We start from the raw sequence: 19,790 nt of genomic DNA, 5'->3' as shown, positions 1-19,790 counted from the left end.
AGATGTGTATAAGAGACAGTCGAAGGTGCTTTCACGATCGCGTGGCGTACTGTTTACCGAGTATATTGAAAAACATTACTCAGTCGTTCCGTTTTAGCACAAAGCGAGTGGTGACAAGACCACATGGTTACCTTGGGGCAAATTTGTCTTTGGTTATCGGTATTTCTGCTGCGTTCACAGGTGATGTGGCCGCCAGCGCTAATGCAGAGAAGAATAATGGGGGAAAGATGGTTCCTGTTAGTATTAAATTAATTCATTACATATTAATAACATTATAACATTCAGCGCGATTTCAGCCGCTGGATTGCTCATTCTGCCCTGCCAGTAAGCATTCCGCCCTGTAATTCCCGCTTGCACGATGTAACATACCGCACCATTTACTTCACATTACGTCCTGATTACTGTAGTGAAATAGCATTCCCTACGACCAGGAGTGAACTATGAATCGCCGTCATTTTCTCACCGGTGTTGCTGCTACATTCGTCGCCGTCCGGACGGGCATTTTACAGGCCAGCCCGTCAGGACAAAACAGTGAAATTCCTTTGTGGGACGGCAATCCGCCCGGGGGCGGCGGGCCATCCGGTAGCGCCGAACTGTCAGGCAAAGGCGCCCTGACCCACGTGAGCCGTCCCCTGCTCACCCGCTTCACGCCTGCCGTTCCGAACGGTAAGGCCGTGCTGATTGCGGCCGGCGGCGGATATAAAAGAATCGAAATGGGCCCAGAAGCCTGGCCCGCCGCAAAGTGGCTTACCGCTCGTGGCTATACGGCCTGGGTACTGACCTACAGGCTGCCTGCCGAAGGCTGGAAAGACGGAAGCGTGGTGGCCTTTCAGGATGCCCAGCGGGCGCTGAGGATTGTCCGGCAGCATGAAAAGCACGTCAGCGTTTTAGGCTTCTCTGCCGGGGGGCATTTGCTTGGGATGGCGGCAACGCGCACGGATTTTGCGTCCTGTCCCGCGCGTGATGCGCTGGACAACGCGTCTGTCCATGCCGATCGTATTGCGCTGATTTACCCGGTTATCACGCTGGAAAAGCCCTATACTCATACCTCAACGCATAAAATTATGGTTGGGCCAGCTGCTTCGGCCTCAGCAGAAGCGGCCTGGTCAGTGCAGAATTATGTTACCAGGCAAACCCCGCCGGTGTTTCTGGTACAGGCCGAGGACGATCCCATTTCAGATCCGCATAACACGCTGATTATGGCGGCAGCCTGTGAACATGCGCATGTGCCGGTCGAAATGCACCGTTATTCCAGCGGGGGTCACGGTTTCGGCATGGGGAAACCCGGTACGCCAACGGTGGCCTGGCCGGAAAAATATGAAAATTGGCTGCATCAGGGCTAGAGGAGCGTCATGCCTGAGCTGGATACGCAATCTGAAACAGACCCGCTGAATCGGTTTTCCGCTCCCGTTCAGGCCTGGTTTCGTTCCGCCTTCCCTGCCCCGACGCCCGTTCAGCGGGCGGCCTGGCAGGCTATTGCTTCTGGCATTAGCTGCCTGGTTATCGCCCCAACCGGATCAGGCAAAACGCTGGCTGCCTTTCTCTATGCCATAGATACGCTTTTTGCAGAGCGTCAGTCAGCAACAGAAGCAGGTAAAAAGGCGGCCAGAGCGCCCACGCGCATCCTTTATCTCTCCCCGGTCAAAGCTCTGGCTGCCGACGTCGAGCGCAACCTGCGGCTTCCGCTCGACGGCGTGACCGGGCAGCGCAGCAGAATGGGTGCCCCTGAAATTGGCATTAACGTTGGATTGCGATCCGGTGACACCTCTACTGCGGAGCGAGCCAGATTGCTGCGGCGTCCGCCAGATATTTTGATCACCACGCCGGAGTCCCTGTTTTTAATGCTGACGTCGAAAGCGCGCGAGACGCTGCGCGGCGTTACTACCGTTATCCTTGATGAAGTCCATGCCGTAGCGGGGAGTAAGCGCGGATCACAGCTCGCCCTGAGTCTGGAAAGACTCGATGCGCTGCTCCCGGCGCCTGCTCAGCGGATCGGCCTCTCTGCGACGGTGCGCCCGGTTGGCCCCGTCGCCGCCTTTCTCGGCGGTTCGCAGCAGACCACCATCGTGAATCCCGCCTCTGACCGCCAGCTGAATATGAAAATTGTTGTGCCGGTGGAAGATATGACGGATATCTCCAGCCGACCGACGCGCCCTGACAGCGCGCAGGAGAGCGGTGCGGCGGGTTCGATATGGCCCCATGTGGAGGCCAGCATCCTCGACCGGGTGCTGGCATGCCGCGCGACGTTGGTTTTCACCAACTCCCGGGGGCTGGCTGAAAAACTTACCGCCCGCCTTAATGAGCGCTACGCCATGCGGCTCAGTCAGGCACCTGAGGCCTCAACTCAGGCCTTTCAGTACGGTTCGCGCAGCGGCGGTGCCACCGAAAGCGAAGAGGAAAGCGAAGAGGAAAACGCACCGGTCATCGCCCGTTCGCATCACGGTTCGGTTTCAAAAGAGCAGCGCAGGGTGATTGAATCGGCCCTGAAAGCGGGTGAACTTCGTTGCGTAGTTGCCACCTCCAGCCTGGAACTGGGCATTGATATGGGGCTGGTTGACCTGGTGATTCAGGTTGGGTCACCGCCCTCCGTCGCCAGCGCACTCCAGCGCGTGGGCCGTGCGGGCCATCAGGTGGGCGGCATCTCGTCCGGGGTGATTTTTCCACGCACCCGGCGCGATCTGGTGGATGCAGCGGTCACGGTTAACTGCATGCTGGCCGGTCAGCTGGAGGCGATCACCCCACCGCGTAATCCCCTGGATATTCTGGCTCAGCAAACCATTGCTGCCGTTGCTATGGATCCCCTGCACGTTGATGACTGGTACAGCACCGTACGCCGTGCGGATCCGTTTAAAACCCTGCCGCGCGGCGCTTTTGATGCCACGCTGGATATGCTGTCCGGAAAATACCCTTATGATGCCTTTGCGCAGTTTCGTCCGCGAATCGTCTGGGACCGCGACAGCGGTATACTGACGCCCCGCCCGGGCGCACAGCATCTGGCTGTGACCAGCGGTGGCACCATACCGGATCGCGGCATGTTTAGCGTGGTATTACCCGAAGGTGAAGATCAGGCGGGTTCGCGCCGCGTCGGTGAGCTGGATGAGGAGATGGTGTATGAGTCCCGCCTGAATGACATCATCACGCTGGGTGCAAGCTCCTGGCGCATCCAGCAAATCACTCACGATCAGGTCGTGGTAGTGCCCGCCCCGGGCCGGCCTGCCCGCTTACCCTTCTGGCGCGGCGAAGGCCCGGGGCGATCCGCCGGGCTGGGTGAATCGACCGGGGCTTTCCTGCGGCATCTTGAGGAACAGGTGGCCGCTAAGCGGGGTCTGAGCGGGGTCGAAAAAGAGTTATACCGAAGCGGGCTGGATCGCTATGCGGTGCACAATATACTTGCGCTGGTCGATGAACAGCATCAGGCCACCGGGGTGATCCCCACCGATCGGACGCTGCTGATAGAACGCTGCCGCGATGAGAGCGGCGACTGGCGGGTGATCCTCCACTCACCCTGGGGTAAACGGGTCAACAGTCCCTGGGGACTGGCCGTCGCCGAGCGTATTCGTGCGGAGCTGGGGCTGGATGGCTCGGTGGTCGCCAGCGATGACGGTATTATTGCCCGCTTCCCGGACACGGCCGGACGCGTTCCCGGCGCTGAGCTATTCCTGTTTGAACCGGAGCAGCTTCAGCGCACCGTTGCTGATGCAGTCGGGAGTTCCGCTCTGTTTGCCGCCCGCTTTCGCGAGTGCGCCGCCCGTGCGCTGCTGCTACCACGACGCAACCCCGGCAAGCGTTCGCCGCTCTGGCAGCAGCGGCTTCGCGCCGGACAGTTGCTCGAAGTGGCGCGTGAATATGCTGATTTCCCGGTACTGATTGAGACCGCGCGTGAATGCCTGCAGGATGTCTATGACCTCCCGGCGCTGCACGGGGTAATGGCGAGGATCCAGCAGAACGAGATCCATTTTGCCGAGGTGACCACGGAGGTTCCCTCGCCCTTTGCTGCGCCGCTGCTGTTCGGCTACGTCGCCGAATTTATGTACGCCACCGATGCCCCTTCAGCAGAGCGCCGCGCCTCCCTGCTTGCCCTTGATAGCGGCCTGCTCGGTGAACTGCTGGGACAGGTGGACATGGCCGGGCTGCTTGATGCCGGTGTTGTCTCTGTCATTGAACAGCAGCTTCAGCGACTGACGCCAGAGTACCGGGTCGTCAGCGGTGAAGGCCTGGCGGATTTGCTGCGCGAGCTCGGCCCGCTTTCGTCCGGGGAGATAAGCCGGCGCTTTGAGGCTGAAGATCAGACGGCAGCGGAGTGCCTGCGGGCGCTGGCAGATGCCCGGCGTATCATTCAGGTCACGATAGCCGGTAAGCCATGCTGGGCATCCGTTGAGGATGCTGCCCGACTGCGCGATGCACTGGGCACCCTGCTGCCTGCGTCTGTGCCTGCGGCCTTTCTGGAGCCGGTTTCGCATCCGCTGCGGGATCTGATTGGCCGCTACGCGCGCACCCATACGCTGTTCAGCACCCAGGACGTGGCCTCAGGATTCGGGCTGGGTGTCGCGGTAGCGGACGCAGAGCTGGAACGCCTGCGGGAACAGGGAAAGGTGCTAAAGGGTAACTTTACCCTGTCGGAAGATGCCTCCACCGCTAAACAGTGGGTGGCGCAGGAGGTGTTTCGACGAATGCGTGGACGCTCCCTGCAGGCTGCCCGCGAGGCCACGCGCCCGGTTTCGCAGGAGGCATGGGTCACGTCACTGCTAATGCGGCAGGGGCTGATCGGCGAGGGGATCCCAGAGCAGGATGGCGTCGCGGAAGGCGCGTATTCCGGAACCAACGGCGTTGCGCGCGTCATTGAGCAGCTGGCAGGCGTTTCACTTCCTGCTTCTCAGTGGGAGACACAGATTTTACCCGCGCGCGTGCGGGACTATCAGCCTTCCATGCTGGATGAGCTGTTGGCCACCGGTGAGGTGGTCTGGACCGGAGAGCAGGCTGCGGCCGGTCATGATGGTCTGGTTTCCCTGCATATCAGCGAATTTGCAGCCGAAACGCTACCCGTGTCCGTGGAAGCGGCAGAAGGAACGGGCATCCAGACGCCGCTTCAGCAGGCCATTATGAAGATACTGGCTAACGGCGGGGCGTATTTTATGCGTCAGATCCTGGCACAACTGGAAGACAGCGACCCGGAAGAGGTCGCCAGGGCGATGTGGCAGCTGGTGTGGTCTGGCTACATCACCACCGATACCTGGGCTGCGCTGCGTGCGCTAACGGGCCCCTTGCCAACCCAGCGCGGACGCGCCCATCGGGTGCTACGCAGCCGTCGTGGACATACCCCTCTGGCAGCAAAAGCGCCCTCACCGCGCCCAGGAATGGGTATCAACAGTCTGACCGGACGCTGGTCTGCGGTTATTCGTGACACCGTAACGCCGACGCGGCGCATACTGGCGTGGGTTGAGAACATGCAGGATCGATATGGCGTTATCGCCCGGGGGGCGGCGATATCCGAGCAGGTGCCGGGCGGCTTCCCTGCCCTGCAACCGGTTCTGCGTGGCATTGAAGATGCCGGACGCATGCTGCGGGGTCGCTTTGTTCATGGGCTGGGCGGTGCCCAGTTTGCCGATAATGCGACGATCGAAAAACTCCGTGCCGTCGCGGACAGGCGAGCGGACCGATTTCTCGCCGTGGCATTATCTGCCATCGATCCCGCTAATCCTTTTGGGGCTACGCTCCCATGGCCAACATCGTTTCAGGGGGGCCGCCCCACGCGCCGCAGTGGCTCGCTGATTGTTATCTGCCGTGGACGGCTTCTGCTCTGTCTGGTTCAGGGCGGAAAAGAACTACTGACTTTTACCGCCGAAAAGGACGGCGATGAGCGCGCAGCTATTGCTGCGCTGGCCGTGGCGCTTAAGCGCGACAGGCAGCTCAGATTTACGCTGGAACGGGTGGATGGAAAACCGGTTGGCGTCTCCCCGCTGGTTCCAGCGCTGCGAGCGGTGGGCTTCTCTCGCGTACCAAAGGGCTACAGCTGGTTCCCTTAAATCACGCCTTCATAGGGTTCTGTGCCGGAACCGCCGTAATTTCCGGCATCAGGAAGACCAAAAAGTGATTAGCATTTTTCACACAGCCTGTGCCAATAACAGACATTGATGAATTCCCTACTTCAACATGAGTGAGCCGAACAGATACTGCAGCCCTGTCCTAACCAGAGGTAAGTGTTGAACAGCACTCAAATAAGAGGTGGCTAAAAATGGCAATCTGCGATGTAAAGTGGCCGGATAATTTTTGGCTATTTAAAATGACCTGTTAATGGAGGTTTAGCTTCATCTGTCCAGGTTCTCAATTAACTTAGTATCCATAAAATAAATATTGAAAAAGTTATCAATCGTGTTTTTCATCATAAGCTCGGATATAAAAGCCCGCTGATGAAGGAAAGTGTTTTTTTATTTTTTGTAAACCAGGACGGATTAATCATCGGCGTACTCATCAAAAATATAAGCCGCACGTTCTTTGTCGCCGGCGCGCAATACATCCGATCCCATCAGATAGCGACTTCTCTGATTGTCATTTGAGTACAGGCCAGCACCTTATTAATAAGCGTGGCCGCATCTTGATGTCGCCGTAAGCGCATATACGCCAGCATGGCTCCCTGCAGAGCGCGACGAAACGGACGATTCTCCACATACCCCAATCAATAACACCTGAAAAACTTTCAGGAATACGTCGGTTACAATCGTTTCTTGATAGCCCCCCCATCATAAAATCTGCAATCATATGAGTTTTCTCAATCTTATACATTAACAATATTTATGTACTCAACAACGAGGTGAATAAATGCCAATAAATTCTGTTAGAAATCATATCGCCGTGCCTATGGATCACATACGGCAAGAGCGGAACGAATTAAGAAAGGTTAGAAAAAATCTATCGCAAAAGATTTCAGGTATCAAAAATTCCGTAACTGAACTAAATAAATCGATCACGGCACATAAAAAGACTATTGCCGGAAACCAGTCATTACTTGACAGTCTTCAGTCAGTCTTAGCAAAACATGGTGAGAATGCCTCTGTACGTCTGAAAAATGATCATTTTAAATACGGTCAGGCCAGTAACTTTTTTAAAAAAACTTTTCATGGTAATCGTTATCAGACTGAGCGCGAAGCTGCAGTCAAAAAAATCAATGCTGAAGGGAGTACAGTATCTGCCGGAAAGGTGATAAAGACGTTACAGTCAAAAATTGATAGCGCCTCAGGTAAGATTATTGAGCTTAGAACAGAGGTCGGCGAGTATGATAAGAAAATTGATAATATCGAAGCGAAAAAAAATGTTATTGAGGAAAGAATAGACAAGCTTGCAAAAATTGAAACCGATGCGAAAAAAGCTGATGAGAAAAACCATCAGACTCGACAAAATTTTTCCTCGATATATCAAAGCAACGCGGGATGCAAAGCGCTCAACATTGAGGCACGTCATCAGTTTGGCAACGCTCCCTCAGGAGGCAAAGTGAGCGGGAGTAAGGTCGTTGAAGAATACCGCAGAGTTCATGGTTATGAGATTTTTAGCCGCGGTAATAAGGCACTTGAATCTACAATCAAAGCAACATGTAGCAATCTGAGCGAACTGGTGCAGAAGGCCGCTAAAGCATGGTACACCCCGACAGAAAAAAATATGACCACTTACCGCGGGCAAGGAATGACAACGCGCGGGATTGATACGTTAATTTCACGATTCAATGCCGATGAACAGAATAAAACTGAAACCGTGTACAACCTTGGGCAATTCTTCTCCACATCCAGATTTGGAAATGTTGCCAGCGATTTTGCAAAACGTAGCCAGGATGATGAAAAAGTCATATTCACGGTGAAAGGCAATAGCAGCAACGAGTTATCCATCCCGGGTGGCCTGTCATTTGAAAATGATGAGGGCGAAAGACTGTATTCCCCGCTGGCGAATTTCAAAGTTACAGACGTATCCATATCACAGTCGAATACTTACCATGTCACGTTAGAGGAAGTCACGAAGGGTCACAAGGCGGTGCTCCTGCCCTATTAACTTCACAAAAAGGTGTGAACGTAGCGGCCATACCGGATGTTGCGTTCACAAAAAGAGTGAAACCGTAAGTTTCTGCTCCACACCTTCCTGACCTCTGACAGTCGCGCCTTATCCCTGTTGCAAACTCAATCCCACCTAAACAACCTGTTCGCCCACCTTGCCTTTGAGCAACCGCTCAAGTAACTTCCCGGCTTGAGCGGTTGCTCAAACGTTATTACGCCACCCTTCCGCGCGGTGCAAGAAGCGATCGAACCTGGAAACCCGCCTGCATTACCCTGAGCTGGGCCAGGATACTTTCAATCCGAGGCAAAATCATGTACGTCAAAAATCGCTGGTTGGTACTGGCGATCATCACCAGCACCCTTTTTCTTATTATCATTGATATGTCCGTTCTCTACACCGCACTGCCGCGGCTTACTCAGGCACTGGATGCCACGGCTTCGCAAAAATTGTGGATTGTGAATGCCTATCCGCTGGTCGTGGCCTGTCTGCTGCCGGGCGCAGGGATGCTTAGCGATCGCATTGGCCATAAAACACTCTTTATGAGCGGCCTGCCCGTCTTTGCCACCGCATCACTCTGTGCGGCTTATTCACCCAGCGCAGAAATCCTGATTGCTTCCCGCGTGTTTCTGGCGGTGGGCGCAGCAATGATGATGCCTGCGACACTCTCCATCGTACGCCATGTTTTTACCAATCCGCGCGAACGAGCGCTTGCCATCGGCATCTGGTCCGCTGTGGCTTCAGGCGCCGCTGCCCTTGGCCCGGTGATCGGCGGCGTATTGCTGGCGCATTTCTGGTGGGGATCGGTGTTTCTGATTAACGTGCCGGTCGTGCTGGTGGCCATCGTGTTCACCGCGCGCTATATTCCCCGCATCGAGGGTGATGTAAAACGCCCCTGTGACGTTATCGGATCGCTAATGATCATGATCGGGCTGGTCGGCGTCATTTACGCGCTGAAAGAGCTGAGCAAAATAGATGCTTCGATGATGGCCGTGGCGGTAAGCGGGTTAACCGGTATCCTGTTTATGGGGCTGTTTGTCAGACGCCAGACGCGGTCAGCCCATCCTATGATTGACTTCTCCCTGTTCAAAAATGCGGGATTCAGCGCCGGTGTCGCCGTCGCCATTGTCTCGATGATCGTGCTGATCGGTATCGAGCTGGTACTCACCCAGCGGCTACAGCTGGTTCAGGATCTGTCGCCGCTGAGGGCCGCGCTGACCATTCTCCCTGTTCCGATCGCTTCTGCGCTCTCCTCCACGCTGGCCGGCATGATGCTGCCGCGCCTCGGTGAACGCCGGATCATTCTGGGTGGCCTGACGCTGACCGCCCTGGGGATTATCTGCCTGGCGCTGAGCTTTGAAAATGGCCTTTTATATCAGATGATTGCACTGTTCATCCTCGGGTTTGGCCTTGGTGGCCCGGTGACTGCGGCCTCAACGGCGATCATGCTCAATACGCCGGAGGAAAAAGCCGGGATGGTCGCCGCCATAGAGGATGTATCGTGGGAGCTGGGTGGCGTACTGGGAGTCACCCTGCTGGGCGGGCTGATGACGGCGGCCTACAGCACTCTCCTTGTCCTGCCGGAAGGGTTAGTTAATGGCATGAAGGCCTATGACAGCCTGGATGAAGCACTGCTTATTGCCAGGGAAATGAGTCAGCCCTATGCCACTATGCTTACCGAGCTGGCAAGAGAAGCTTTTGATCGGGCATTCAGGCTGGTGCTGGTCGGCGCGACAGTTCTGGTTGCCTGCAGTCTGGTTGCGTTGAGATACATGTTAAGAGAGCCTGAAATCCGGCAGCAGGTCGGGGCGAAAAGCTAAAACCAGTGATTCAATGCTGTTCAGCCGATCAAGATGTTGTAAAAGATATTGTATTTATGATGGAAATCCCGGAAAATTTCCTGGCGAGAGGAAATATCAATATTTATAATGGAAATTTTTTGTTACATCCAGGGAGGTATTATGAACAGTTCTCAAGTAGGTTTAAAATCTGGTCATGGCTTGTATAATAATCATTTAAATGACATAAATTACGGAAATCACATAAGTAACATTAAGAGAATAAATAATAACTTATTGAAGATAGAAAGTGAGTTATACGGCGAAAACGAACCAGACAATAAAAGAAAACTTGAGTTAAACAATTTAATATTCGGTTTCATTAACGAAATAGAGGGGCATCTCGAAGCAGGTCATGGGTTGACAAATAGGTTAGAGAAAAATTTGCAGGTGTTGAAGATAAAATTCGGCATGGCTGCAATGAAATGCGGAGACGCTGACTGGGAAAGTTTTAATTTATCAGGAGAGGTTCATAGTAATAATGAGCTGTTTATAAAACAAAATTCTTTTGCACTGTCCCTTGACGAATTACAAACACAAGGGATAACAGAAGAGATAAGAACGTATGCATGGAACTGTTGTCAATATAATTTTGCGCATACCCTTGTATATACCGAGATGCCTGCCCCTGCGGATAAACTGCAGGAAGAATTCTCAACTTTTTTTGAACAGTACAAAAAACAGGGTGTTTCGGAAAGTATAACGGTCGCCGCAGTAAATGCCAAAATAGCAGAAAAATTGTGCAAAAAAAGTTTTGACACAGAAGATAAAATAAAAAAATCTGATTTATTGATTGCCAGTATAAAACTTAACAGATTTTATGATGATTATATAAAATGCGAAAAACCTGAAACGGACGATAACCTCAGATTAGAGGGAGAAATGTTGTCTAAATATCATTCATTGTTCATCCCTATGGAAGTTAAAGAAAGATTAAAAATATGATAAAAACCGTAACTACTACCATAATTTTCAATATCCAAACTGACTCCTTATAAAGGAAGAAAGATGAAAGAGATGGCTGACACGCTCAGAGGCAAAATCCTTGATGGGGCGATCGAACTGTTTATCGTCAGGGGCGTTGAGAAAGTAACTACGCGCGAGCTGACGGAACACTTGGGGATTTCGCGCAGTCATATCTATCACTACTTCCGCGACTGGCAGGCGCTCTGTATTGAGGCGCTGACGCAGTTTATGCTGTCCGAGCTGGAGGAGGTCAAAGCCCGCATTGCGCACCTGCCGCCGGGGGAGAAGCTCCAGGCGCTGGTGGATAACTATCTTCCCGAGGGACAGGATGCAGTCTGGCAGCTCTATGTTTCACTGTGGCAGCTGGCAGCGCATAACGAAGCCTGGGCCGCGCTGGCCGATCGGCTGATGCGTCAGTGGAAGCAGTTTCTGACTGAAATTATCATCAGCGGCGAGGCGAGCGGCGCGTTCAGGGTGACGGACAGCCAGCGCGTCACGCGCCAGCTTGCGGCACTGCTTAACGGCTACTCCGATAAGCTGGTAGTGGCACCTTCTGCCGCCGCACGTCAGCAGGCAATAGACGATATTGACGCCTTTATTGCGATGGTACTGTGACAGCGATATTCAGATAAAGGGTCTGAAGCCCAACCGTACGAAAACGTATGCTAAGTGCATTTTTTGTACAATTGTGCATTCTGACTCCTCGTTTATATGACCGTCACAGAGGCCATTCATCTGTTTCTTCCAGGGAATAACGCCCTGCATATTATGTGCCCTCACTGGAATGGCGAAATTTTTTCAAAATCGCCACCCTAAACCGGATATCCTTCACGCCTCAGATTCAGGTACGCTGCATAAAATTAAAAAAAACGTTTTTTAAAAGAAATATCATGTGTAAGTGTTTATAATAAACTTTTAAAAGTGAGGGCGTAATGAAAGTATCTGGTCATGCATTATACCAAAATGTAATTTCACGTATAAACTCAAGAAACATCAATGATAATGATTCGAATGATGTCAAAAGAATCAAAGATGCTCTACGTATTGAATCAAAAGTGAGGACTCTGTATCCACAAAACTTGAGCCAACATGATTTAAAACAAATGGCCAGATATGTAAATAATACATACGTCCATTACTCTGGGAACTGTGTTTTATTATCAGCTTGTTTACATTACAACATACATCACCGACAGGATATATTAAGTTCGAAGAACACTGCCTCTCCTACAGTTGGATTAGACAGCGCTATTGTTGATAAAATCATTTTTTATCAGGATCTTAACCAATCATATTGCTTAAATTCCATCGATGAAGTGGAAGCAGAAATCTTAAACCGTTATGACATTAAGAGAGAAAGTTCTTTTATCATTAGCGCAGAAAACTACATGATTCCAATAATTGGTGAGTGTGGACATGATTTCAATGCTGTGGTTATATGTGAATATGATAAAAAACCATATGTACAATTCATTGATGCTTGGAATACATCCAACACCCTTCCTGGTTTACAAGAAATAAAAAAACACTTCCCTTCATCACCGAGTTTTCATATCAGAGCTTATGATGAAAAAAACGGTTGATAACTTTTTTCAATATTTATTTTATGAATATTAAGTTAATAGAGAACCTGAACAGATGAAGCTAAACCATCATTAACAGGACATTTTAAATAGCCAAAAATTATCCAGCCAATTTACATCGCAGATTACCATTAGTTGAGTAAGTCGCCCCGTTATTGAAGCTGTATACATCCCCTTCTACGGTTAGGTGAAATATGACCGGACGCGCATAAATCCCCTACTGCGGGTGCACAATTCCTCACCGCCGTTACACTTACAGCAAATTTAGCGGCGGTACGCCTGTAAGAGGAATTACGATGCCCGATCTTAATAACATTATCCCCCTTTCCGCACCAACACGCGTAACAATTGCTCCCCCCCTCATAAAACCTGCCACGTTATCCTGCGCTGCCCTGTTCATTTCGCTGCTGATACTGACCGGCTGCGGCGGGGGCAATACGCCGCCTAAGGTTCACGCGCCAGGAAACCCAGAATCCACTAAGCTGGAGGTGCTGGATAAAGGCGCAGCGTTGATGCAGTCCCGCCCGCCCGTTGACGCGATCAATGCTTACCTTGACGGCTTTCATTTTTATAACGGCGACAAAAATGGTCAGATGGAAGCGCATCATTACGTCACCGTGCTCAATGACGATGTAATGCAGGCGGTTATCTACGACGGGAATACGCGTGATGCCCATTTGATGGGCGTGGCATACATTATCAGCGAAAAACTCTTTGCGGGCCTGCCGCCCGAGGAGAAAAAGCTGTGGCACAGTCATCGCTACGAGGTCAAATCCGGCAGTCTGATTGCACCCGGCCTGCCCGATGCGGCTGAAAATTCACTGATGAAAAAGCTGGTAAATACCTACGGCAAAACCTGGCACACCTGGCATACCGATCGGGACAAAACGCTGCCGCTTGGCATTCCGTCCCTGATGATGGGCTTTACCGCCGACGGGCAGCTGGATCCTAAACTGCCTGCCGACAGGGATCGTCGCTTCGATACGGATACCCGGAAGATCCGCCAGCAGCGCAGTGATATTCAGGCTCATCCCATCGTCACTGGAGCTGATGCATGGGAAAAAGGGCAAACGATCCAGTTACAAAGGGTGTCCGGAGCCGGTGAGCATGCTCAGGGCACCACTGGCTTCTCCACCTCGGAACAGACCGAACACGGCAAGGTGGGAAACTGACCGGCGCCCTGCTCCTTGCGAAGCTGGCTGGGTGAGAAACAGATGGCGCCCTGCTCTTTTACTCGCGCCAGCCCAGCGCAGGTGCGACGTGCGTCAGAATGGCTTCCATCACGTGAGCACAGTAGTCAACGCCGAGCTGATTAGGGATAGTCAACAGCAGAGTATCCGACTCGGCAATCGCTTCATCCTTTGCCAGCTGGGCGATCAGTGCTTCCGGCTCGGCTGCATAGCTACGGCCAAAAATAGCCCGCGTTTTCTCATCCAGATAGCCTATCTGATCGCCGCCCTCCCGGCTGGATCCAAAATAGGCGCGATCGGTGCTGTTTATCAGCGCAAAAATACTGCGGCTGACCGACACCCGCGGCTCGCGTTGATGACCCGCCTCTTTCCACGCTGCCCGGTAAGCGCGGATCTGCCTGGCCTGCTGAATATGGAACGGCTCACCGGTTTCATCGTCTTTCAGCGTGGAGCTTTGCAGATTCATCCCCAGCTTTGCGGCCCATACGGCGGTAGCATCGGAGCCGGATCCCCACCAGATACGTTCGCGCAGCCCGTCGGACCAGGGTTCCGGGCGCAGTAATCCGGGCGGATTAGGAAACATCGGCTGCGGATTGGGTTTGGCAAAGCCCTCTCCCCGCAGCACCTCCAGCAGCTCCTCGGTGTGCCTGCGGCCCATCTGCACGTCGTTTTCACCCTGCTGCGGCTCAAAACCGAAATAACGCCAGCCGTCGACAACCTGTTCCGGCGAACCGCGGCTCAGCCCCAGCTGCAACCGGCCTCCGCTGATCAGGTCAGCCACGCCCGCATCTTCCGCCATATAGAGCGGGTTTTCGTAGCGCATATCAATAACGCCGGTGCCAATCTCGATACGCTTCGTCCTGGCCGCCACCGCCGCAAGTAGCGGGAATGGCGCGCTAAGCTGGCGGGCAAAGTGATGCACGCGGAAATAAGCCCCGTCCGCGCCCAGCTCTTCGGCGGCCACGGCAAGGTCGATGGACTGGAGCAGCGCATCCGCTGCTGAACGCGTTGCCGACTGCGCCGAGGGCGTCCAGTGGCCGAATGACAAAAAGCCTATCTTTTTCATGGTCGGGCTACCTTTATCTCAGGTCAGATTCAGTACAGACTAGCATACATGCTGCATTCTCAGGCTGACAGCCCGCTTCGATAAGGGCGCACATAACGATCCATTTTAACCCTATGTGGGTGAAATCATTTCAGGCTATATTACAATTTACCCGTCCCGGAGATACCAGGTTATCTGGCGAGTGAATCGTCTGATTCGTTCGCAAAATGACCTGATTGAAATGGTCAAGTTGCTGGAGTCGAATAATATCGGCTTAAAAACCTTCGGGGATCCATTGATATCACCTCCAGATCCGGTATGCTGACATTTCATCTTTTTGGGGCACTGGCTGAATTTGAGCGTAATTTGACACGGGAAAGAACCCAGGCCGGACTTCAGGCTGCGCGGGCCAGAGTGAAAAACGGCGGAAGACCAAAAGCGCTTATGGAATAAATTACACTTTTATTAAAAGGAAATTAATAGAATGGCAATACCAGCATATATGTGGTTGAAAGATGACGGCGGAGCTGATATCAGAGGTTCCGTTGACGTGAAGGAAAGAGAAGGTAGCATCGAAATAAACGGATTTTCGCATAATCTCAGTTTACCAACAGATGCTATGACAGGGAAAGTGACCGGAACCAGAAAACATTCTTCAGTAATCCTTCAAAAAGAATTTGATTCATCTTCCCCTTATTTGTACAAAGCCGTTGCAACCGGTCAGACACTCATGTCAGCTGAAATTAGATGGTATAATATCAATGATGCCGGCCAGGAGGTTGAATATTTTAACATGCTGTTGGAAGGTGTTAAAATTGTTGGAATGTCACCCATAATGCACGACACCAAAGATCCAGCAAAAGAAAAACATAATCACCTGGAGTGTGTCGAGTTGCGTTATGAGAGAATTACCTGGAAACATTGTGATGGCAACTTGTTGTTCTCAGATTGCTGGAATGAGAGAGCGTAACTATGCGCTATCCAACCTTAGCAGTAACATCTCATCCACCTTATGATGTCTCGTCTTTCGCACCACCAGGTGTGTCTGTACTCAACAACATGATGATTGCCAGATTCCACAAAGGGCCATCTGCTTTGACCTATGCCTGGTTTTACTCTCAGGTGCGTAATAACGGTCCATGGGATTATAAAAAACGGTCTGGAAAACACTACGCTAATTTCGGAAACTTCAATTACGGAGCTGTAGGAACGGCTGCTGGGATCGGAAAAGAAGTATTATTCAGAGCCGCGGGATGGGCGCAAGGCAGGGCTGGGACGAGTGAGAAGGAATATGGCATTTGGTATGGCGATAGCCCTTTTGGTGATGATCCTGATGACCAGGGGTGGATTAGAGCGGGGATAGATTATGCGATACGCTCAGGTTTTTAAAAAAAGCTATTTTCTGATTGCTTTAATCGCACTGATCGTGACTGGAACATATCAGATAATAAAATTTTCACCACTTGAACAGTCCATAATAAAGAAGGTAAGGGTTAATAATTTAGCTAATCTTTATATCACGGAAGCGAGCGCTGGAGCCACTACCAATTTCTCTTATCGGTATTATGTTTTTGATGCGAGTAGAAGTGATGCGGATTTTCAGGAAAGCGTAAAAGGAGATAATAAGAAGCCTTTTCTTATAACTGACGATAAAAACGCTTCAGTTGAAGTAAAAGAAAACTGTATTTATCTTAAAATACGAGGGCGGATATACTCATACATTAGTCCCGCGTCATACCGAAACAAAACAGGTATTTTCTCTGTTCCGATCTGTATGGAATCCTCTCCCTGATAAACTCCGGGGAATGGTTGCTGACATGAATACCAGGCCTCACCCCGCGCGACCGGTTGACTTAAGCAGGCAAGGGTTTCGCACCCTGCATAAAGGCCAGAGAGAACGCATTCTCTCTGGCCTTTTTTTACTGCATCAGGAGGCCGCTAAGACGGCATCCTGGTTTGTTACAGCGTACCGGTACCGCCGTCAGAACACCAAACCTGACCAGAGGTGTAGGTGCTCTCCTGGGAGGCGAGCGTGACGTACAGCGGCGCGATTTCAGCCGGCTGGCCTGGGCGGCCCAGCGGCGCGGTGGCACCAAATTGCTCAACTTTCTCCTGCGGCTGTCCGCCACAGCACTGTAGCGCGGTCCAGTAGGGTCCGGGGGCGACCGCGTTAACGCGAATTCCCTGCGGCCCCAGCTGTTTTGCCAGTGATTTAGTAAAGGCAACGATGGCGGCTTTCGTCTGCGAGTAATCCAGCAGAATATCGCTTGGCTGGTAAGCCTGTACCGAGGTGGTATTAACGATAGTTGCGCCGCGTGGCAGATGATCCAGCGCAGCTTTTGTTATCCAGAACATGGCATAAACGTTGGTTTTAAACGTGGCGTCAAAGTCCTCAGTCGAGAGGTCTTTAATGGATTCATGGTACTGCTGACGGCCAGCGTTGTTGACCAGAATATCCAGTCCACCCAGCTGTTCAGCGGCTTGCTTTACCAGATTCTGACAAAAGCTTTCTTCACGAATGTCGCCAGGGATAGCAACCGCTTTGCGGCCTGCTTCCTTAATTAACTTGATCACTTCCTGCGCATCTTCCTCTTCTTCAGGCAGGTAGTTGATCACTACGTCGGCGCCTTCGCGAGCATAAGCAATGGCGACGGCGCGGCCAATACCAGAATCACCCCCGGTAATAAGCGCTTTGCGACCGGCCAGGCGTCCACTACCTTTGTAGGAGGTTTCGCCGTGATCGGGACGGGGATTCATTTTGCTCGCCAGACCAGGAAACGGCTGCTTCTGTCGCTCGAAAGGCGGGACGGGATAAGCATCGCTGTTGGTTTGGTTCAGTGATGCCGGGAGGCCATTCTTGCTCGTCATAGTTTGCTCCTGTTAATTTCGGGCGGTGTTGCCACTAAGCATAGAACAGGATTTCACGATCGCCAGGTATTGTTCCCGGTAACCTTTTTTTCTGAGCCACGTGAACTTCGGCAAAAATTATCTATACTTTTCAATCAGGATGAAAAAAGACCGGGCCGGAATGATTCACTTATTCTGTCCAATGCCGTTGCGCAAAAGCCGTTTCCTGGCCGCGTATAACCCCTCCCTGACAAGGATGAGTGCCGAGTGAAAAACAAAACGTATCAGAGCCCGACGCGCAAGCAGGGCTATGCCGATCTGGGTGATTATGCCGCCATTGGCGAAGGTCGTTCCGTTGCGCTGATCGCACCCGACGGCGCCATTGACTGGTGGTGCGCCCCCAATCTCGACTCCCCGCCGCTGTTTGACCGTATTCTTGATGATGAGATCGGCGGATATTTCCAGCTTGAGCCCGTGCAGCCCTACTCCGTTCAGCGCCAGTATCGTGAAAACAGCAACGTGCTGGAAACCCGCTTTGAAACTGAAACGGGCGTGGCGCGGGTGACTGAATCGATCAATAGCACCCTGGCCGGACGGCTGCCGTGGAGTGAACTGGCCAGACGCATTGAGGGCGTTGAAGGCGAAGTGGCGTTTACGCTTTGCATGCGGCCTGGCACCGTGGCAGAAACCCGCTCTCCCTGGCGTGCGGAAACGCAGCAGGGAACCGTTTTTCACATTGCGGATCTGATGCTTATGCTGCGCACCAGTGATGACGTGACCCTCGAAGAGAGCAGCGACGAGCAGATAACCGGTCAGTTCACTACCTCCCCTGGCTCACGTTCGCTGGTTGCGCTTCTGGCGACGGAAAAAGAGCCGCTGGCGGTACCCGAACTGACTGCTATCGATGGACGAATCGAAACCAGCCATACGGCCTGGTGCGACTGGGTCAATAGCCTGAGCTACGAGGGGCTGTTCCCCGGTCACGTTAAGCGCTCTGCGCTGGCGCTAAAATTTCTGTGGTACTCACCGACTGGCGCACTGGCTGCTGCCGCCACCACCTCACTGCCGGAAGGCATTGGCGGCGAGAAAAACTATGATTACCGCTATGCCTGGGTACGAGATGCCTGCCTGATTATCAAATCTTTCGTCTACCTTGGTGCACTGGAAGACTGTAAGGCGGCATTCTCCTGGTTAACCCGCACCATCATTCGTCACGGCGTGCAGCTACGCGCCTGTTATACCCTCGAGGGCGGAATTGTCCCGGAAGAGCGCTACCTGCCGCTGAAGGGATATCAGGGATCCCAGCCGGTGCGGGTGGGAAATAACGCGCGCGATCAGGTCCAGCTGAGTATGTATGGCGATATGCTGGCGACCGCGCAGCTGTTTATCGAAGCGGGTCACGTGCTGGATCTGGCGACCTCACGTATGCTGGGAGAACTGGCTAACTGCTGCGCCGACAGCTGGCGGCAGAAGGATTCCGGCATCTGGGAACTGCCTGAAGAGCAGCACTATACCCACTCTAAAATGGCCTGCTGGCTGGCGCTGGATTCAGCGGTAGCCATGGCGGAAGGCAAGCATATTGAGCCGACCTGGGTTGAGCGCTGGCAGCGTGAGCGCGATCGCATCCGCGACTGGATTGAAACGCACTGCTGGTCCGAATCAAAACAGGCGTATCTGTTCTACCCCGAGAGCGAAGCCGGACTGGATGCCTCGATGGCGCTGGTTTACCACTATGGCAATACGGTAAATCCGCAGCGGATGCTGTCAACCTATCAGGCGATTCAGAAGGAACTGGGGCATGATACGGCGATGCTTTATCGCTACAGCGGCGTTGAACAGGAGGAGAGCACCTTTGTCGCCTGCTCTTTCTGGCTGGCTGAGGCCTGGGCGGCCATGGGCGAACGCGAGCGGGCAGAAAATGCCATGAATGAGATCCTCGACAGCCTGTGCGATCGCGGTAACGTTGAGACCTTCAATGAGATGTTTGACGTCAGAACGGGCAGCTGGCGCGGCAACTTGCCTCAGGGTCTTAGCCATCTCGCGCTCATCTGTGCCGCCCAGAGGATTTCGACGGCTGGCGAAACGCATTCTGGTAGCAACACTGAATGATATATCAATCGCGGACGCATTCATGCCGCGTAAGCTAACTCTGCTCCCCTGCCCGGTGTCATCGCCGGGCTAAAATACAGCGAAGAACTCCTATAGCGACATTTTACCTCTCATCTCCTGCTGTGCCTAACAGAGCAAAAATCTACGCTAATGGTCAGGTAGAGTGAATAAGAACCTT

At 52.7% G+C, this 19,790-nt stretch carries 15 protein-coding genes and 1 pseudogene; 13 read left to right on the top strand and 3 right to left on the bottom strand.

Going from position 1 to position 19,790, the window contains the following annotated elements; translation table 11 throughout:
* Positions 1 to 440 precede the first annotated feature (440 nt).
* Both ACLRGG_RS11715 and ACLRGG_RS11710 read left to right on the top strand, forming a co-directional pair.
* Positions 441 to 1,343: an alpha/beta hydrolase gene (locus ACLRGG_RS11715; protein WP_416249942.1), complete on the top strand. Its 903-nt coding sequence runs from the start codon at positions 441 to 443 to the stop codon at positions 1,341 to 1,343.
* 9 nt (positions 1,344 to 1,352) lie between these two features.
* On the top strand, positions 1,353 to 6,023 hold the full coding sequence (locus ACLRGG_RS11710; RefSeq protein WP_416249941.1) for an ATP-dependent helicase: 4,671 nt from the start codon (positions 1,353 to 1,355) through the stop codon (positions 6,021 to 6,023).
* 340 nt (positions 6,024 to 6,363) lie between these two features.
* Here the strand turns inward: ACLRGG_RS11710 and ACLRGG_RS11705 are convergent.
* Positions 6,364 to 6,450: pseudogene (locus tag ACLRGG_RS11705) on the bottom strand (T3SS effector cysteine hydrolase SpvD family protein); the annotation flags it as partial.
* A gap of 366 nt (positions 6,451 to 6,816) precedes the next feature.
* Between ACLRGG_RS11705 and ACLRGG_RS11700 the strand changes: the two are divergent.
* The 6 genes from ACLRGG_RS11700 to ACLRGG_RS11675 all read left to right on the top strand — a co-directional run bounded on the left by ACLRGG_RS11700 (position 6,817) and on the right by ACLRGG_RS11675 (position 13,593).
* On the top strand, positions 6,817 to 8,034 hold the full coding sequence (locus tag ACLRGG_RS11700; RefSeq protein ID WP_416249940.1) for a hypothetical protein: 1,218 nt from the start codon (positions 6,817 to 6,819) through the stop codon (positions 8,032 to 8,034).
* A gap of 314 nt (positions 8,035 to 8,348) precedes the next feature.
* The gene (locus tag ACLRGG_RS11695; protein ID WP_416249939.1) at positions 8,349 to 9,854 is read left to right on the top strand and encodes an MFS transporter; all 1,506 of its coding nucleotides are present in this window, start codon (positions 8,349 to 8,351) and stop codon (positions 9,852 to 9,854) included.
* Positions 9,855 to 9,995: 141 nt separating this feature from the next.
* Positions 9,996 to 10,817 carry a hypothetical protein gene (locus ACLRGG_RS11690; protein WP_416249938.1) on the top strand — a complete coding sequence of 274 codons (822 nt, stop codon included), beginning with the start codon at positions 9,996 to 9,998 and terminating at the stop codon, positions 10,815 to 10,817.
* A 63-nt stretch (positions 10,818 to 10,880) separates the two neighbouring features.
* Complete coding sequence (locus ACLRGG_RS11685) at positions 10,881 to 11,453, top strand: TetR/AcrR family transcriptional regulator (protein WP_416249937.1); 573 nt, start codon at positions 10,881 to 10,883, stop codon at positions 11,451 to 11,453.
* Positions 11,454 to 11,770: 317 nt separating this feature from the next.
* Entirely contained in the window at positions 11,771 to 12,421 is a 651-nt protein-coding gene (locus tag ACLRGG_RS11680) for a T3SS effector cysteine hydrolase SpvD family protein (RefSeq protein ID WP_416249936.1), read from the top strand.
* A gap of 296 nt (positions 12,422 to 12,717) precedes the next feature.
* Positions 12,718 to 13,593 carry an OBAP family protein gene (locus ACLRGG_RS11675; RefSeq protein WP_416249935.1) on the top strand — a complete coding sequence of 292 codons (876 nt, stop codon included), beginning with the start codon at positions 12,718 to 12,720 and terminating at the stop codon, positions 13,591 to 13,593.
* A gap of 58 nt (positions 13,594 to 13,651) precedes the next feature.
* Here ACLRGG_RS11675 and ACLRGG_RS11670 read toward each other — a convergent pair whose 3' ends face one another.
* A complete protein-coding gene (locus ACLRGG_RS11670; protein ID WP_416249934.1) occupies positions 13,652 to 14,677 on the bottom strand; it encodes an LLM class flavin-dependent oxidoreductase in 1,026 nt (341 codons plus the stop codon).
* 297 nt (positions 14,678 to 14,974) lie between these two features.
* Here ACLRGG_RS11670 and ACLRGG_RS11665 point away from each other — a divergent pair, with 297 nt between their 5' ends.
* Genes ACLRGG_RS11665 through ACLRGG_RS11650 form a run of 4 tightly spaced genes read left to right on the top strand, consistent with a single transcriptional unit; the run spans position 14,975 to position 16,448 of the window.
* On the top strand, positions 14,975 to 15,109 hold the full coding sequence (locus tag ACLRGG_RS11665) for a recombinase family protein (protein ID WP_416249933.1): 135 nt from the start codon (positions 14,975 to 14,977) through the stop codon (positions 15,107 to 15,109).
* Between the two features lie 31 nt (positions 15,110 to 15,140).
* Entirely contained in the window at positions 15,141 to 15,626 is a 486-nt protein-coding gene (locus ACLRGG_RS11660) for an Hcp family type VI secretion system effector (RefSeq protein ID WP_416249932.1), read from the top strand.
* Between the two features lie 2 nt (positions 15,627 to 15,628).
* A complete protein-coding gene (locus ACLRGG_RS11655) occupies positions 15,629 to 16,045 on the top strand; it encodes a polymorphic toxin type 44 domain-containing protein (protein WP_345827473.1) in 417 nt (138 codons plus the stop codon).
* Positions 16,023 to 16,448 carry a hypothetical protein gene (locus ACLRGG_RS11650; RefSeq protein WP_416249931.1) on the top strand — a complete coding sequence of 142 codons (426 nt, stop codon included), beginning with the start codon at positions 16,023 to 16,025 and terminating at the stop codon, positions 16,446 to 16,448. The genes ACLRGG_RS11655 and ACLRGG_RS11650 overlap by 23 nt, the downstream gene beginning before the upstream one ends.
* A gap of 167 nt (positions 16,449 to 16,615) precedes the next feature.
* On the opposite strand, the gene ACLRGG_RS11645 is transcribed toward ACLRGG_RS11650, so the two are convergent.
* Complete coding sequence (locus ACLRGG_RS11645) at positions 16,616 to 17,524, bottom strand: SDR family oxidoreductase (RefSeq protein WP_067701920.1); 909 nt, start codon at positions 17,522 to 17,524, stop codon at positions 16,616 to 16,618.
* Between the two features lie 246 nt (positions 17,525 to 17,770).
* Here ACLRGG_RS11645 and ACLRGG_RS11640 point away from each other — a divergent pair, with 246 nt between their 5' ends.
* Positions 17,771 to 19,612: a glycoside hydrolase family 15 protein gene (locus ACLRGG_RS11640; protein ID WP_416249930.1), complete on the top strand. Its 1,842-nt coding sequence runs from the start codon at positions 17,771 to 17,773 to the stop codon at positions 19,610 to 19,612.
* Positions 19,613 to 19,790 lie beyond the last annotated feature (178 nt).

Source organism: Erwinia sp. PPS120 (assembly GCF_047918655.1).
Classification (GTDB): Bacteria; Pseudomonadota; Gammaproteobacteria; order Enterobacterales; family Enterobacteriaceae; genus Erwinia; species Erwinia tasmaniensis_A.
Note: the sequence above shows the minus strand (reverse complement) of the source record. Positions and strands in the feature narration are given on the sequence as shown.

Coding starts and splice junctions, on each gene's coding strand:
- ACLRGG_RS11715 (WP_416249942.1), top strand. CDS start 441: ATGAATCGCCGTCATTTTCTCACCGGTGTTGCTGCTACATTCGTCGCC.
- ACLRGG_RS11710 (WP_416249941.1), top strand. CDS start 1,353: ATGCCTGAGCTGGATACGCAATCTGAAACAGACCCGCTGAATCGGTTT.
- ACLRGG_RS11700 (WP_416249940.1), top strand. CDS start 6,817: ATGCCAATAAATTCTGTTAGAAATCATATCGCCGTGCCTATGGATCAC.
- ACLRGG_RS11695 (WP_416249939.1), top strand. CDS start 8,349: ATGTACGTCAAAAATCGCTGGTTGGTACTGGCGATCATCACCAGCACC.
- ACLRGG_RS11690 (WP_416249938.1), top strand. CDS start 9,996: ATGAACAGTTCTCAAGTAGGTTTAAAATCTGGTCATGGCTTGTATAAT.
- ACLRGG_RS11685 (WP_416249937.1), top strand. CDS start 10,881: ATGAAAGAGATGGCTGACACGCTCAGAGGCAAAATCCTTGATGGGGCG.
- ACLRGG_RS11680 (WP_416249936.1), top strand. CDS start 11,771: ATGAAAGTATCTGGTCATGCATTATACCAAAATGTAATTTCACGTATA.
- ACLRGG_RS11675 (WP_416249935.1), top strand. CDS start 12,718: ATGCCCGATCTTAATAACATTATCCCCCTTTCCGCACCAACACGCGTA.
- ACLRGG_RS11670 (WP_416249934.1), bottom strand. CDS start 14,677: ATGAAAAAGATAGGCTTTTTGTCATTCGGCCACTGGACGCCCTCGGCG.
- ACLRGG_RS11665 (WP_416249933.1), top strand. CDS start 14,975: ATGCTGACATTTCATCTTTTTGGGGCACTGGCTGAATTTGAGCGTAAT.
- ACLRGG_RS11660 (WP_416249932.1), top strand. CDS start 15,141: ATGGCAATACCAGCATATATGTGGTTGAAAGATGACGGCGGAGCTGAT.
- ACLRGG_RS11655 (WP_345827473.1), top strand. CDS start 15,629: ATGCGCTATCCAACCTTAGCAGTAACATCTCATCCACCTTATGATGTC.
- ACLRGG_RS11650 (WP_416249931.1), top strand. CDS start 16,023: ATGCGATACGCTCAGGTTTTTAAAAAAAGCTATTTTCTGATTGCTTTA.
- ACLRGG_RS11645 (WP_067701920.1), bottom strand. CDS start 17,524: ATGACGAGCAAGAATGGCCTCCCGGCATCACTGAACCAAACCAACAGC.